9 protein-coding genes are annotated in these 15,334 nt (G+C 45.5%); 8 read left to right on the top strand and 1 reads right to left on the bottom strand.

Annotated elements, in window-relative coordinates; translation table 11 throughout:
* Positions 1-794: 794 nt before the first annotated feature.
* The 6 genes from M1L23_RS00355 (at position 795) to traN (ending at position 11,125) form a co-directional block, all read left to right on the top strand.
* Positions 795-4,961, top strand: a complete 4,167-nt coding sequence (locus tag M1L23_RS00355) for a hypothetical protein (RefSeq protein ID WP_252624943.1) — start codon at positions 795-797, stop codon at positions 4,959-4,961.
* 62 nt (positions 4,962-5,023) lie between these two features.
* A complete protein-coding gene (locus M1L23_RS00360; protein WP_252624944.1) occupies positions 5,024-5,572 on the top strand; it encodes a S26 family signal peptidase in 549 nt (182 codons plus the stop codon).
* Positions 5,559-6,797, top strand: coding sequence for a TrbC family F-type conjugative pilus assembly protein (locus M1L23_RS00365; RefSeq protein WP_252624945.1), 1,239 nt, complete (start codon positions 5,559-5,561; stop codon positions 6,795-6,797). Before M1L23_RS00360 ends, M1L23_RS00365 begins: the two co-directional genes overlap by 14 nt.
* Positions 6,794-6,943 (top strand): hypothetical protein, encoded by a 150-nt coding sequence (locus M1L23_RS00370; RefSeq protein ID WP_252624946.1) that lies wholly within the window; start codon positions 6,794-6,796, stop codon positions 6,941-6,943. The genes M1L23_RS00365 and M1L23_RS00370 overlap by 4 nt, the downstream gene beginning before the upstream one ends.
* Positions 6,943-8,082, top strand: a complete 1,140-nt coding sequence (locus tag M1L23_RS00375) for a TraU family protein (RefSeq protein ID WP_252624947.1) — start codon at positions 6,943-6,945, stop codon at positions 8,080-8,082. The genes M1L23_RS00370 and M1L23_RS00375 overlap by 1 nt, the downstream gene beginning before the upstream one ends.
* A 4-nt stretch (positions 8,083-8,086) precedes the next feature.
* A complete protein-coding gene (traN, locus tag M1L23_RS14980; RefSeq protein WP_252624948.1) occupies positions 8,087-11,125 on the top strand; it encodes a conjugal transfer protein TraN in 3,039 nt (1,012 codons plus the stop codon).
* A 54-nt stretch (positions 11,126-11,179) separates the two neighbouring features.
* Here the strand turns inward: traN and M1L23_RS00385 are convergent, their stop codons facing one another.
* A complete protein-coding gene (locus M1L23_RS00385; protein ID WP_252624949.1) occupies positions 11,180-12,148 on the bottom strand; it encodes a hypothetical protein in 969 nt (322 codons plus the stop codon).
* 154 nt (positions 12,149-12,302) lie between these two features.
* Here M1L23_RS00385 and M1L23_RS00390 point away from each other — a divergent pair, with 154 nt between their 5' ends.
* Both M1L23_RS00390 and M1L23_RS00395 read left to right on the top strand, forming a co-directional pair.
* Positions 12,303-14,303 carry a UvrD-helicase domain-containing protein gene (locus tag M1L23_RS00390; protein WP_252624950.1) on the top strand — a complete coding sequence of 667 codons (2,001 nt, stop codon included), beginning with the start codon at positions 12,303-12,305 and terminating at the stop codon, positions 14,301-14,303.
* 428 nt (positions 14,304-14,731) lie between these two features.
* On the top strand, positions 14,732-15,334 hold the full coding sequence (locus M1L23_RS00395; protein ID WP_252624951.1) for an outer membrane protein: 603 nt from the start codon (positions 14,732-14,734) through the stop codon (positions 15,332-15,334).

The following is a 15,334-nucleotide window of genomic DNA, read 5'->3' on the forward strand; positions in this document are numbered from 1 at the left end:
AGGGCAGTCAGTGCTCGCGGCTGCTAACCCAAAGTAATGGCTGGTCATGCCCGAGTGGCTGGACACGGGATGGTTCGTCGTGCTCGCGTTTAGTAGCGCAAGCCAATACCTGGTCGTGTCCTTCAGCGAGTCCGTCGTACTCACTATCGGGAGATCAGTGTTCACGGCTGCTGACCCAAAGTAATGACTGGTCATGCCCAAGTGGCTGGACACGGGATGGTTCGTCGTGCTCGCGTTTAGTAGCGCAAGCCAATACCTGGTCGTGTCCTTCAGCCAGCCCGTCGTACTCGCTATCGGGAGATCAGTGTTCACGGCTGCTAACCCAAAGTAATGGCTGGTCTTGCTCAAATGGTTGGGATAATCACAATAATGGATATTGCCATCGGGAGCTTACTGAAGATGTTCATTATTACTGTGGATCAGGACGATCGGAGCATTCAACTAGCCATTGCTTCATTAATTCTCCGGACTACAACGTAGGTAGCTGTCCTTCGAACTACGTTCTAAATTCTAGTAACGGTAATTGTGAGCATATCGACGCGCAAGAGGTTTACTATATCTGCCCCGCAGGCTCTAACTGGACTAACCGCCCCCCATCTTGTGATTATTACAAAGAATCAGCTTTGGAGTTAGAGTGCCCCTCGAATTATGAGTTTAATGGCTCACAAAGCACATGTGACCGACTCTCAATTGAATCTGCAACGCGAGAATGTCCAGATGGCTTCGCTCTGGATCTTAGTAATGAACGCTGTTTTCGCGAAACTGTAATTCCACACTTATAAGGATCAATACAAATGAAATTAAAATATATTGTCATTGTCCTTACATTTTTACTGGCCACTGCAGGTGTCAGTGCCCAGGTAAGTGTCTCGTATCAAGGAACCTTAAATGTTGTTCCTATTCAGCCAATTTTAAGTCATGAGCATGATGAAATTTTAGCTGGGGTATTCCGGTATAATTTAAACGTGGAAAACGAATCATCAATTTGTGAATTTGTGAGTGACAAGGCGCTTGCCGCTGGCTCATTAGATACCACCAACTGGCGATGCCACTTTGAATGGACGAGTGAAATTAATGGGATAGAAAATCAGGGAACAAAAATTGCCGGCGTTTTCCCTGTAGACGGGGCTATTGATATTCCTTACCAAGTATCTGTTTATTCTGGCTCAAATGAGCAGAAAGTAATTGTGTGGGAGGGTGTTTATGAACTCACTGTAGCGGCACCAGAACGACCCGTTTACACAGATATAAGAATCGATTGGCAAACTGAAACACTCAGAGGATTAGATCAATTTATAGGCTCTCCTAAAGCCGCTATGAAAGTTGTGGAAATTTTTGTAGAACCTCAAGACTACAGGCAGAGTGTGACTTTCAGAGATAAAAGTTGCACCATAAATACTGGAAGAACCAGCTGTCGGCTTTCTTTTGATAGAGAGGAAATCGCGGGTATAGGTCAAAGCGGCCAGCTTGTTTATGATCTTAAATTAGACAGTGAGATACCGTACTTTGCTGACAATCTAGAACAGCTAATTGTTTCTTATGATTATCGTCCGCCTGAGTTTTATAAATTCTATGTTAATGATTCACTGGATTATGAAGGCATTGTAGTGGACACCGCATCGAATACGTTTGATTTAGATTTTAATCAAGCGGCCATCGTTTACACTGTGTCACAAAGTGATGAAAACAACCCATGGTGGCTACCACGAGATAAAAGCTTATCTTTAATTGCTGCGAGTAATTCCGGGCCCAGCAATTTCAAGAGTGTAATGGGGCGCAGTAGATTCTTTAACATCCCATATTTTTCGCGAGCCACCAATCAAAACGTGGAGATCTCAAACATTCTTTACATGGATGGGGAGGTAGCATTTATATATGACCTCTCAGAGATCGGCGATGGGCGCTACACTCCGAATTTCAATCCTGAAAACTTGTACGGGGTTGGTTCGTTTACTGGGGAGCTTGAAGAATTCACTATCTCTAGGCATCCGCCGCAGCTGGAGTTTTTCACAAGAGTCTCAACAGTGAATGATGCAGCTGAACTTTATTTTGGTTCCGATATGGCGATTGTCGCATATGGTGGATGGGAAGATGGCTCTGCCATAGTTGATGTAAGTATCGACGGTCAGCCAGTACAGTTTGAGAGTCACCCTGACGACCCTCAAATTGTTCATATCGCTCAGAATGAAATAGAACAACTAACCCCCGGGGAATCCTACCTGATTACGGCATTGGCACAGAATGCGAACGGTGCAAGTACCGAGCGAAATGTAACGATGAATTATGCCCCTGCGCAATTCGAGGTAGGTTCGGTCCCGGACAGCCTTTATCGAAAAGTAGAGCCTGTCCACATTGGGGTCAATCAAATCAAAGGAGCTAAGTGCAATTTCGTGTCCTCCAGAGAGATTGCACTAGAAGCCACAACTGCTTCGAACTATTCATGTTATGTAGAATGGGAAAGTGTTCCAGAAGGAATGGCATCGATATTCAGCTCACGCAAATTTTATCTTTATGGCTCCGTCCATGTCGATATGCCAAGCGTGAACTTTGGAGCATCTGTAGTTTATGTTAATCACTTAGGGCATGAACTGAAACTTCATGCGCCTTCTCAATCAACCACGCTCCTTGATCCTCAGCCCATCGATCTAGGGATAGAAGGCAGATTGCTGAACGATGAAGGAGTTATTCTCCTTTCAGAAGGCACAAGGGAGCTTGGAAGGGCGAGAATTGGCTTTACTCGCGGAGTAGTTGAGTATGAAGTCTCTTACCGTGAGCAAGAGCCCTATATTGCAAGGTCTATCTCTTCAGGTAGAGATTACGTAGAGGGCACAATCAGATTGAATGCGCTCCAAACACACCCCCATGAGATTTTCACGAGCAATGAAATTATTATTAAAGCATGGTATCGATACGCGCCAGAAATGAGCGTGGAACGCCGTGAACCGTTCATATTTATGCCGAATGACGCGACTCGATTTATCTTGTCATCTGATAAAGATGAAGGAAACACTTTAGAGTCACTGCATTTGAATGCGAGTTTAGAGAAACCATTTGGTCGCGAGTGGGTAACCGATCCAGCGTTAATAGGAAATTACAAAATTCATATAGCAAAGCAAATCGGCATGAATGAATTTGAACCCATTACGGAAAGCAAACCTCTTGAGAATGGATTTGTTTCTTTTGAGGTGCCTCTTTCAGAGGGGCTAGATCTTGGAAACAACACCTTATATGCGATTGCAACGTTAGACGAGCCAGATGCTGAAGGGGTTGATAGCGAACTCGTGTCCAGAAGATTTAATTTTTACTTATTTTCGGGTGCCGCGATTGAAGGGGAGATTAACTCCCGCACACTTGAAGGCCCTATACCAATGACGGCCAAGCTTTCCTACCAGACCAAGACACTTCATGAAGCAAGACTTATTGAAGAGTATATATGGGAATATAGCGAGGATGATGGTGAAACATGGACGATTGACGAGTCTGTAACTAACCACAGCTTCAGTCGAAACCATGAAGAAGCAGCCGATTATCTTGTTCGTGTTCGGGTGCGCAATAGATTAACTGGTTTGGAGTCACAATCCGAAGAAGTTCGTGTGATCGCTTACCATACCCCAAGAATTACAATTGATGGGCCGACCGCTGTTTATCGAGGGTTGCCTCAAACGTTTGCTATTACTGGCGTTAGAAGTGCCCTAAACGCAGAGGATGGTCGTTTCTTTTGGTCATTTGATCGCGAGGAATGGATAGAAGGCGAGCCTGAAATTGAACTGGAGCTTACTGAGCCGACTCGTCTGTATGCTAAGTTTATTTCCCACACCGCAGACGGACGAGATTTGCAACGTTCAGCCGAAGTTGAAGCGGTTCGGAGCATACAAGTCAGAAGACTATCCCCGGTTAGTATTGCAGCTTCGCTTCCAAGTTTGGTTGAAGCTGGGACTGTCATTGACATGAATGCTCGAGTGAGACACGCAATAACGAGCTTAGATATGCCGCTTGCTGTCGAGTGGGTAGATAGCGACGGCAACATTTATGAAAACGGTCATGAATACGAAATCACTGAAAACGACATTAACGATGACAATTCAGCTGAGTTCTTAGTGAGAGCGTGGATGGTGGGTCTGAAGGAAAAAACATATTCAGAGAGAACAGTTAGAACGCGTCCATGGTCTTATACGACACCAGAGATAAGTGTTGAAATCCGAAGCTCCCATCAAATAGCCCCGGTGAACTTGCGTTTGGGTATTTCGCACCCTCTGATTTTCGCTCCATTGGTTGATATTGAGTATGACTGGGAGCTTCCAGAAGGCGCAACGATAACGCGTACGAACTCTGGTGGTCGCTACATTAACGTAGATTTTACTGAGCCTGGTGTGTATGAGGTGAAAGGTATTCTCCGAGATTCACGCGGTGGCGAATCTGTGGCTTATGAGTATGTAGAGGTTCTTGAACCTGCTGAAATGGAGCCCAAACTAGATGTGCGCTTCTCAGAAACCCACATGCGTCCTCCATTAAGAGCTGTGGGGAGGGTATCTGTTGAGCGCACCCACCCGGATGATCGCGTAAATCATATTGTCTGGTTCCTTAATGGGGAGCAGATAGGAGAGCCCCGCTCGACAGGTTACGTTGATTTAGAAGAGGCGGGCACGTTTGAGTTAAAAGCGGAGATTCATACGAGATTAGGGCAAATAGCAACGGTAACAGAAATGGTAACACTGAGCCCGAATCAGCCGCCTGTTTGCGTCCCTTTAGTGACAGAAACTTCGACGGCTTTTCGCGTGGAAACAAACTGTACGGATGATGATGGCCGTATTGTTCGCTACGAGTGGGAATGGCTGGACGGTACCAGTTCGCAAAACCGTCCGACGCTTTCTTTCTCTAAAACGAATCATGAAACGCTAAGCGTGACTTTCAGAGCGTATGATGATTCGGGAGATTATGCGGAGCATGCTGTCAGTTGGTAGTTGCATTTAGGGCAGAAATTACCCCCCTAAATGAAAAAAACGAGTTCTGTGTGTGAGTGATAATGACGCCATTAGATCGAGAGGTTGAAATGGCGTCATTTTTTTTACAGCACTTAAACATCACACTTAAGTCCGTATTAGTTATCGGGTTTGCAGTATTTTTCATATCGGGAAGCAATAACTACACGCTTGGAAAGGGTGGCGCCTCAGCCACTTGCCTTCATGCTCGCGCTTTTCTAATCGATCATAGCGATACCGACTTAGAGTATGACCAGTTGGTAGCATTCACTCAAAACATCCCTCTTGATTTTATGCCTGAATCCGTTGGTGAAATATGGGTGAAAATTTTAGCGGCAAAAGCAGGCGATGTTGTTCATGTTGATTTAGACGGCGTGACGGTCATGCGAGCAGATGGTGTCAGCAAATATTACCCCTTAAACGCAAGACGCGTCATGGCTTCGCTTGATTGGCAAGATCAGGTTGAGCGCAAGTGGCATTTAATGGAAGGCGAAATGTTTGTTATTGGCGAAACTGAATCAAGTTTCGACTCTCGCTTTTGGGGCCCGGCACGAGTAGAGGATATACAAGGAGCCTCGTATGCAATTTATTAAGTTAGCCATCCTATTGAGCATGACTGCGTTTATCGTAGACGCTCAATCACAAGAGCAATCCAATGAAGAAATAGCACGAGAAATTCAACGCATTTCAGAGGAGCGAGCTCGCCAACTCATCGAATCAGGAATGCTCGATGACATCAAGCCGCCAAGCCGAAGAGAAAATAGACATCAGGAAAATGCAGAAGCACTTAGCACGCAGAGTATGCTCGACATGAGTGCAGCAATGGCTCGATATGGATTTGCAACCGAGGAGCAGGCAGCTGCGTTTGTGGAGCCGACGGAGTATGGGCAATCGGACAACCTAAATACACTTGAGCAGCGTCAGATGTACGTTTCGTTTGCAATGGGCGAGAGTAACCTTCGTGCAGCTATCCAATCAGCATCACGTCAAAATGCCGCAGTGTTTTTCAACGGGTTAAAGCCTGGAGCCAGAACGATAGATGACATGATGGCTGCGGTTCATCAAGTCATTGAAGGCATGGAAAACATACCGAATATTCGATTTAACCCTTACGGATTTGAGTATTTTAACATTTCAAAAGCCCCCACAATCGCCTACTCAAATGATGGGGTGACAACATTAGCCGCTGGCATTACAGGCTTCGAATGGATTGAGCAGCGCCATGGAGTTGAAAGCGAACATCTTGGCGAACATGGGCCTACGGTAGATGTTTCTGAGCGCAATCTTTTAGATGAAATTGAAGAGCGCTACAACGCATTAGATATGGAGCAGAAAAAGGAACAAGCAGTTGCTCAATTCTGGCACCGTCAGTCTTTCCAAGACTTGCCACAATCAACAGAGAATGAACGCTGGTTTATAGACCCCACAGTGAGGGTAAATCAGGACATCACCAATCCCCGTGGTGAGGTGCTTGCAAAGGCTGGAACGGTCGTAAATCCACTACGAAATGCACCAATGCACAATACCTATATCACTTTCGATGCGACGCAAGAAGATCAGGTTGCTTTTGTTGAAAAATACCTAAGTGAAAACAGCTTTCAAGGCCGGGTCATGCTCATCACCTCAAAAATAAATAGAGAGGAAGGCTGGAATCACTTGCAATCACTACGCGATCAATTCGAGCGTGAAATTTACATGCTCCAAAAGGAAATGGTAACTCGATTTGATATTCGCGCATTACCTACTGTTATCACAACGGACCTTGAGCGTTTTGTATTACGCGTCGAACAATTTGAGTTAGGAGAGCCCGATTTATGAAATTATTCACAGCACTATTTTTTATCGCCATCGGTGTTTTTCTAGCATTTCGATATCCTGACACAATGTTCGCGGTATACGGTTATATAGATATCGCGTGGAGTTGGCTGGTAGAACAATTTAATGCACTGCAGGAGCGTCGCTAATGCATTTCATTAAATCCTGCTTCGCACTGGGGGTTCTTTTGTTGTCATGGGGAGTGGCGGCAAATGAAACGCCAAGCCCTTCGGGTACAACGTGTCCCTCGGCAAATGTGTTTTCTGGCATTTTCAATCAAGTCTGCTGGTCATGCTTTATCGATGGGTTTGATTTGGCAGGCATAAATTCTTCGCGTCCTGACGGCTCTAGTGGCTCTGCAATCTGTTCTTGCCCGGATAGTCTAGGCATTCCGCAAGTCGGTGTTAAAGCGTCATACTGGAGCCCTACACGTATCAACGAGGTTGTTCAAGAGCCGTACTGTAGTCCTGCTTTAGGTGGGGTAAATCTGCAAAACACACATTATGGACAAGGTTTACAGGACAGATCCTCACCGGGTCAAGAAAGTGGCTTTATGCAGTACCATTATTTTTCTTACCCCCTCATGGCCATGCTAGAGATGCTGGTTCTGCCTGAGTGTATGAACGACGATTTAACAGACTTTGATTTGCTTTACCTGTCTGAACTCGATCCTACATGGAACGACGATATGTTAGCGCTTTTACTCAATCCTGAAGCGGTTCTATTTGGCTCTCCGGCCGCATTAGCATGGTGTACAGCTGATTGTATTACGACGACAGCAGACGCGCAGCAAGAAGCATCTTGGGGGTGCGCTGGTTGTGATGGCTCTTTGTACCCTTTCACCGGAAATATCTACCCGATGCCGGACCCCATAGCTGGAAGCAGTTTGTTGACACAGCGAACATTAGCTTCTTTGCACCGCAAAGGGCTTGCGCGTAAAACCATGGGGAATAGAGCGATGTGTGAGCGTGTATACGCTCCGATGATACCTCGTTCGCAGTATAAGTTTTCCATGATTTACCCGGTGCCTCAAGCAACCAACGGTGGGATTTCTGTATTTGACGAGCTTAATGAAGAGGACTCGGAGAATGAAGAAGACGTTGTAGACAAAGAGGCAGAGCAGGGTGGGAGCTTCCTAGAAAGTTTATCGAGGTACGGTAAGTGCTGCCATCCAATGGGAATGTCGACGTTGCGATGGTGCACCGCTGCAGGTGGAAGATTGCCCCCAGGAAAAGATACAGCCTTTGTTTATTTGGTATGGAATTACACAGATTGCTGCATAAGGTAAAACCGTGACTCATTTTAACCTGAAACTCTCAGCGCTTTTTATTGCTCTCATGATACCTCTTGCTGTGATAGCTGAAGAGCCTGAGCCTGAATCCGAATCTAAGAGCGAAACACCGCTGTTAGATGAGCTAAGTAAAAAATACGATCTGGATAATCCGGAAAGAAATTTCAGGGATTTAGATAAACTGAGTTTGGAAACAAGCAATGACAATGACTCAAGAACGCAGTCATTGCTTAATCGCTATCTTATGTCAGAGCCAGACAATACACAGCTCGATTACAGCGGATATGAAAGCAAGTACAGCCAAGAGGAAATGCAGCAGCTATCACGGCGATGGGCGCTTAGAAGCAGCTCTACAGCGGGTATGCCGTCACTTAACGATGAAGGTGGGATAAACCTTGAATATCGAGAGAATGGAACACTTAGGTTTGTTCGAGGCGCGGCTGGAGAATATTCATTTGAGGCGACAGATGGGGGCGCTACAAGAAGTTCTGGTTTAAGCCAAGCTGATATTTTCAGCCAAGAAGTGAACCACGAAGATCACGAACGCTTCGAAGGTATAAAAGATTCATACCAAAACGAAGAGCAGCTATACAGCAGAGGCTCTACCAACATAAGTCAACTCCGAAACCAAGACTCTCTAACTTCTGACGCATTAGCCTATCGAACCCTTTTGGGTACGCAAGAAAGAGCTTTGGAGAATCAAATTGACGAGAGTTTTCTTGAGGGTACACGTACATTCCTCGATGACTTCCAGAATGACCCAAGTAGCTTCTTTAGTGGTTGCCAAGTGACTACTAATACAAAAACTATCGGGGCAACGGGAACGCTTAAAGATGATTTCATTTGTCAGGAAGTCGACAGGAACAACTATGACTTTTGTGAAATAACCCGCACAGTTGTAGTTGAACGGCGTAAAAACCCGAATGTTGTGTATTGTGAACCTGAAGAAACCTCATTTTGCGGAATCCATGGTAGCCAGGTTTTTACTCATAGCTGCTGGCTGTGCTACACAGAAGAAGGGCAAGGTGAAAGCTGGACGGTAATACGCGACAATAAAGAAGGGGCACCTAGATATGATCCTTGTCCAGAAGGTACTGAAAACGCCATATTTGGATGCCGTGATGCAGGATGGGAAGAAGTTAAACCGGATAATATAACCCCACTAATGATGAGTGCCATGACGCTTTCAATGCGCCCTTCCACCATTAAAGATGAGTCGACTATTGAAGAATCAGAAAGTGGTGCTGAAGGGGGTAGCCCATACCGAATCATTGAAACTATCACGCAGTTACCAAATGGCTGTTTCGACCGCCTAAGCAATGAGATTAAAAATGCCGGTGGTGAAAGCGGTTATCCAGGTGAGTACAGGGGCGTCTGTTCATTTGATAGCTACGAAGTGCTCGATGAATCAAGCGGAGGGTACAGCGACACAATTGTTGATTTAATACCTCCATTATTCCCAGGTGATAACGGTCGCGCCACATGGAAGGTTAATTTGGATGGGTATGCCTGCGAGCCATTTAACGGTGAGGATATATGCATTAATCCCTATGGTGAAGATGGTGAAATTTGCGAGTCTTGGTATGACTGGTTTGGGCGCCACGATGACGATTTATCTGAGTTTCCAGAAGAGCATACAGCACTTGTTGACTCATGCGCTCTCTACAAAGAAGAGAATTGCACACGACGTGAAAGTGAATGCGCAGATGGGTTTGTAGATGAAAATGGTCACTGCAGAATAAAAAACGTCCGATACGAATGCTCTACAGGTGTAGGTGGTACGCGCACCGTTACAACTGAAAGTACCAGCTGTGACGCTATGATTCCGTGCGCCGGTGGAGATTGCGATGATACAGCCAATGAAAGCAATAACGACTTTGTGAAGGCTGCTACTCAAGCCTCGATACTCCATGAAATGAGCGTGGACAACAACTGCATCGGAGAAGACGGCGATACAGGAGATTGCGAGGTTTTCACAGGAACATTCGGGTCTTGCGCTCGGGCAGTAGGATTAGCTGGAGCAGTTAAGCTTGGCGGTCCAGATTGTTGCGATGACCCAACTGCGGTCGGAATAAAGGATTATATTGTTGCCGCACGTCAAGTCGCCCAGTTTGATGCAGTGAGAAACACTGCATCTTGGGCAGCAACCCCCGTAAAAGGCGCTTATGACAAAATCGCAAGCGGAGCCGGTACAGCGTGGAGTAAAGTCACAAGCTCTTTCACAAGTGGAGCCGAATCGTTGGCAGGGAATGCAACGAGTGCTACTGCAGAAGGCAATATTATAGATAAGGGTATGCAAGCCCTTCAAGATGCCACTATGAAATGGATGGCTGAAAACCTCCCAAGCGGTGTTACGCATGCTATATTTGCGACTGAACTTGGCCAAGATGGAATAACGACTGTTGTTTCAGACCCGCCCCAATGGAGTGAAGGAATGCAAAATGTCGGAAACTTCGCACAAGGGCTAATGACCGCATACAGCTATTACACTATGGCAAAGCTTTTTATGGATATAGCTTTTCAATGTGATGAAGACGAGAGTGAGGTGGCTGGCGCCAGAATGCAAAAGCAGTGCGTCTACCTTGGCTCTGGCAGCTGCAGGTTAAACCTTGTTGTAACTGGCTGTGTTCGCAAGAACTATCGTTATTGCTGCTTCAATAGCATTCTCGCTCGAATCATTATGGAGCAGGCTGCAGAACAACTTGACCGCCCTTTGGGGAGTGGAGAAGCCTGTAGAGGGTTGACGCTTGCCGAACTTTCCCAATTAGACTGGGATCTAATTGACCTAGAAAGCGAGTGGATACCGCTCATGTTTGAAAGCGGTTATATTTTGAATGATCCATCTGAAGAGTCGCTTACCGGAGCTGGCAGAACAATGAATAGCGATGCGCGGGAGGCTGTTTCAAAGCGAACGAAAGATCGGTTTAGAAATATTTCAGATGGTGACACTCGAGACATTGATAGTGAAATGCGCGAAACGCTGGATTGCTCCAAATATCCACGACCGGCGGTTTGTAACTACCCAGCTGGTGGGGGTTAGGCATTAAAACAAAGGCGCTTTTTAAGCGCCTTTGTTTTACCTGACACATCAACGTTACTTGACTTCAATCGTGTCATTAGATTTGGTAAACAACCAGCCCTTTTTATCGTAAGTGACAAAGGGGAACGGGGCTCTTATTGTATGAAACCCGTCTTTCCAGTACGTGCTTATCACCCATGTTAGACTCGTTGACTCTGCAAATTTTGGTGTAAAATAATTATTACTAAGAGTGACTTTAAACGCATAGACCTCACGCTCACCATTGAGCACTGTATAACCTAATGGGTTTACTTCTCCGTAAATATTGCAATCTTCCCATGGCGCTATACCTTCCATAGTAAATGGTTCAGAGAATCTTCCAGAATCACCGTCTCGCATGTTTAGTGCGTTTTTCTCTGTGCTTTCTTCACAAGCCGCCCCATCAAACGTAACAACGAAGTCTGTATCTGGATTCCATCTTAAGTTAAATCGCGGCTCCCAATTCATACTTGAGGCTTTATTCCAACGCAAAGCAGCTACAGAATTATCATTGTAGTTTGAGCGAATGCTTTCTGTTAGTTCGTCTTTGATAATGCCAAACACATGATTAAAGCCACCGTCTTCCGAGCCTTTCAATTCATTGTTGTAAACATCAGCATCTACAAAAACAATCGCATAAGGGTCAAAGCGGTATGAGTCTCGGCGCTGGCGCGTTAATGAATCAAATGCAATAGCTTGAGTTAAGGTTCCTGCCCAAGCATCTACCAAGAATCCAGCTAGGCGACCGCCTGATGTAACTTCTCGTTGCGCGTCTTCAGGAAGCTTCGCATCCGATAAGCTGTCATGGCCACCTGCAATCATAGTTACATTAAGTGCGAAGCTCTTCGTCTCATCCCACTCATAAACCTCGTCGTTGTGCTCAAGCGTAGGGGCTTCCTTTATCCCAGAGTCTATAAACTCCTGAAATGGTGAAACAGGCTCTTCCTGTGTAGACGCACAGCCAGCTAATCCTAAAGTAAGCACTAATGAAATTAATAAACGCATGTTCAATCCCTCTAAATCAATTCCATTATAGTGTGCCACAACATCGAATCAGCGCCAGAAAAAGTATTTAGGGTGTGATTTCTCACTGTAAATCGGGCAATACAGATTAAAAAGGCAGGTAAGCTATCTCCATGCTGTATGAAAGGAATGAAGAATGAGTTACACCGACGCCCAACGAAACTGTATTGAGAATTACAACGAACATAAACTGGTCTGTGCGGGACCGGGATCTGGAAAGACGCATACGGTTATAGGGCTTGTAGAAAACATTATTGAAAATGAGTCTTCTGCGTCCGTGCTTCTCGTCACGTTTACTAATGCGGCAGCAAAAGAAATGCTGGCAAGATTAGAAAAACGGCTGGGAAAAGACGTTGTGAAGCAAAAATGCGTGGTAAGCACCTTCGCTTCAATCATGATTAAGCACTCCAGAGAAGGCAGCGAGGATTTCAAAAAAGGGGTGATAGGAGGGAGGCGACTTTGCTTTGGTACGCAAGCTAAGCCCTTTATGCAAAATGCATTTCGCGAGCTTAGGATTACCGAGTTCAAAGATAAGCGAGAAGCTGAGGCTCAAATTAACGATGCCTCGAAGATGCTTGATATCAGTGAGCTAGACGCTGATATTCAGCAAGTCATACGAGCTTACAATAAAGCACTGGCCAGCGCCCGAGCGATTGACTTGGACGGCCTTGTTCGCGAACTTGTTAGCGCGATTAAAGAAGATAAAATACGCTGTTACCCGTTTTCACACATCATTGTGGACGAGTTTCAAGACACAGATTCCCTGCAATACGAGTGGCTTCGCCTTCATGGTAAAAATGGCTCCATTATCACAGTGGTAGGTGATGATGATCAAAGCGTATACAGCTGGCGCCAAAGTGCGGGATACGAAAACATTGCTGAAATGATGATTGACTTTGAAGTGGTACCGACCATTTTGGATGATTGCTTTCGTTGCCCACCTGAAGTCTTAAAAGCATCAAATACGTTGATTGAGCACAATGAAGAGCGGGTGCCTAAGCAGATGAAGTCAAAGCTTAACCCCGGAGGCATCGTTGACTTTATGCCGATTGGCAACGAATGCATTAACGAAGCGATAGAACGCCTCGTTATCTACCAAAATGAGCGCAACATTAACCCGAAACCGTTTTTGGATTCCATTGATGCAATTCGCGTGGCCAGTAAAACTGCGGATTTAAGTTATCTGCGGGCAATTGATGTAGTTCTCAAAAGTCCAGGAGAGTGGACGATTCTTGCACGCTCAAATCTCATGCTTGATGAAATAGAAAAACAACTTTCGATGCTCGGAGCGCCCTTAATTCGCTTGGGTGGCAAAAGCATTTGGGATAATGAGTTGGTGAATGCGTTTGTGATGGCGATTTACGTCGTATTTATCAAAAAGAACGCATCTATCTTGGGCAGCTTTCTTGCTTGGGCAGGAGAAAGCTCGACCACTATTTCGGAGATCATGGCGCAAACACGAAATGTAGCGTTTACCGCATGCGCAACAGCAGGAAACGATACAAGTTGGAACAGTCTAACCATGTCGCTTCATCATCTTTGCTTGTCGGTCTTGCACAACGATATCAAGGAAAAGGAAGCTTTGAATCAGATATTTGAAATGGTTTGCGCGGCGGAAATTAAAAACCAAAGCATGAATGGAGAGCGCTTAGAGAATTTTAAAAATTCGGCGAAGAAGCTATGGGGGTTTGTATTATCGGTTTTTCACGGCACGGACGGCACCTCTGCAACTAAAGCGCAAAAATTAAGTGACAGGGCAAGAAATACAAGTAAGAAGGAAACCAACCTTTCGTCGCGAACTAATGAAGTTGTACTAACGACGATGAATAACTCAAAAGGTCTTGAGTTTAAGCGTGTCTTGATTCACCGGGTTGAGTCGATGACGGTCCCTTCGAAGATCTCTTACACAACAGAATGTATCGAACCCTCACCGCCTGTTGATAAGGATGGCATGGAGATAGATAAGGATGAGTTTTACCATCGGATTGGTGAGGAGCGACGTTTGCTTTATGTGGCGATGACCCGTGCAGAGCATCAGTTAATGTTGACGTACCGGCAAGAAAAAGGCTCCGGCTTTTTAAAAGAAGTGTTTGGTGAGCAGGATTTTGATGTGCTTCCGGCACATCTGCAGGAATGATTTTGATCCCAATTCAGCCCTCAAAATGAGGATTCTCATGTATTTACCCGTGAGAGAATGAGGCGTTGTTAAATGGCCCAGCACAAATCCCCGAGGAAGAAATAGAGTCAACGACCCACGACTTATTTTCCATGCGAATTAAGTCGGGGCTTGTAAAGGCCCAAGTTGACCAGACCCCATCAGGCAACTGATGGAGCCGTTATCGAAGAACAAGGTGTGTATGTGGGACGGGTTGCGGTGCGTAGCAGCGGTTCGTTCAATGTTCAAACCAAATCAGGTGTTGTGCAGGGGGTATCCCACAAGCATTGTCGGATACTCCAGCGCAGCGATGGTTATAATTTTAACTATGGAGCGGCAATTCCTCCGACGACTGATTCAAAGAATTCAGTCGCGGTATCCTTGCCGAATAATTGATGAAGAGAATCTACTTGAAAGTTTCAGCGGTAATACTAGCTCTGATGTCGAGTCCATCTTTTGCCAATGACACGCCTTTTTATTTATCGCTAGATATTAGCAGTCGATTGTCTATCGAAGGTGATGCGTTTGATGGGTACCAGGTGGGCGAGGAGTCAAACGTTCGTATAGGCAGTAGCGGAATGGGTGGAGGTGTTAGCCTTGGTTGGGTTGTTACACCTCGCGTGAGCTTAGAAGCCGGTTACTTTACCGATCCGGATATCATCGAAAGGATACCGGAGTCTGGCCGTGTTCTTGAAGAGGGTATGAGTGACTATGAAATGATCGGGTTGAAGTCATCGATTAGTGGCTACGGTGTTCGTGTTCGTTATTTCTTACCAATGTCTTCACGTCTAGACTTTGCTGTAGGTACCGGCTGGCAAAGGGCTACCGTGAAGCAGGAGGCGCAAAACTTTACAAATACCAATTTAATGCACAGCGCCGGAATCACTTACGCTATCAATCGAAATTTTACCTGGCGTCTTGAGTATCATTACAAGCAAAACTATTTCACAACGAATGGGTTTGATTACAGCGGGGCAGAGTTTGTTACGTTTGGTTTTGAATATCACTTCTAG

Source organism: Aliidiomarina quisquiliarum (genome assembly GCF_023922585.1).
Taxonomy (GTDB): Bacteria; Pseudomonadota; Gammaproteobacteria; order Enterobacterales; family Alteromonadaceae; genus Aliidiomarina; species Aliidiomarina quisquiliarum.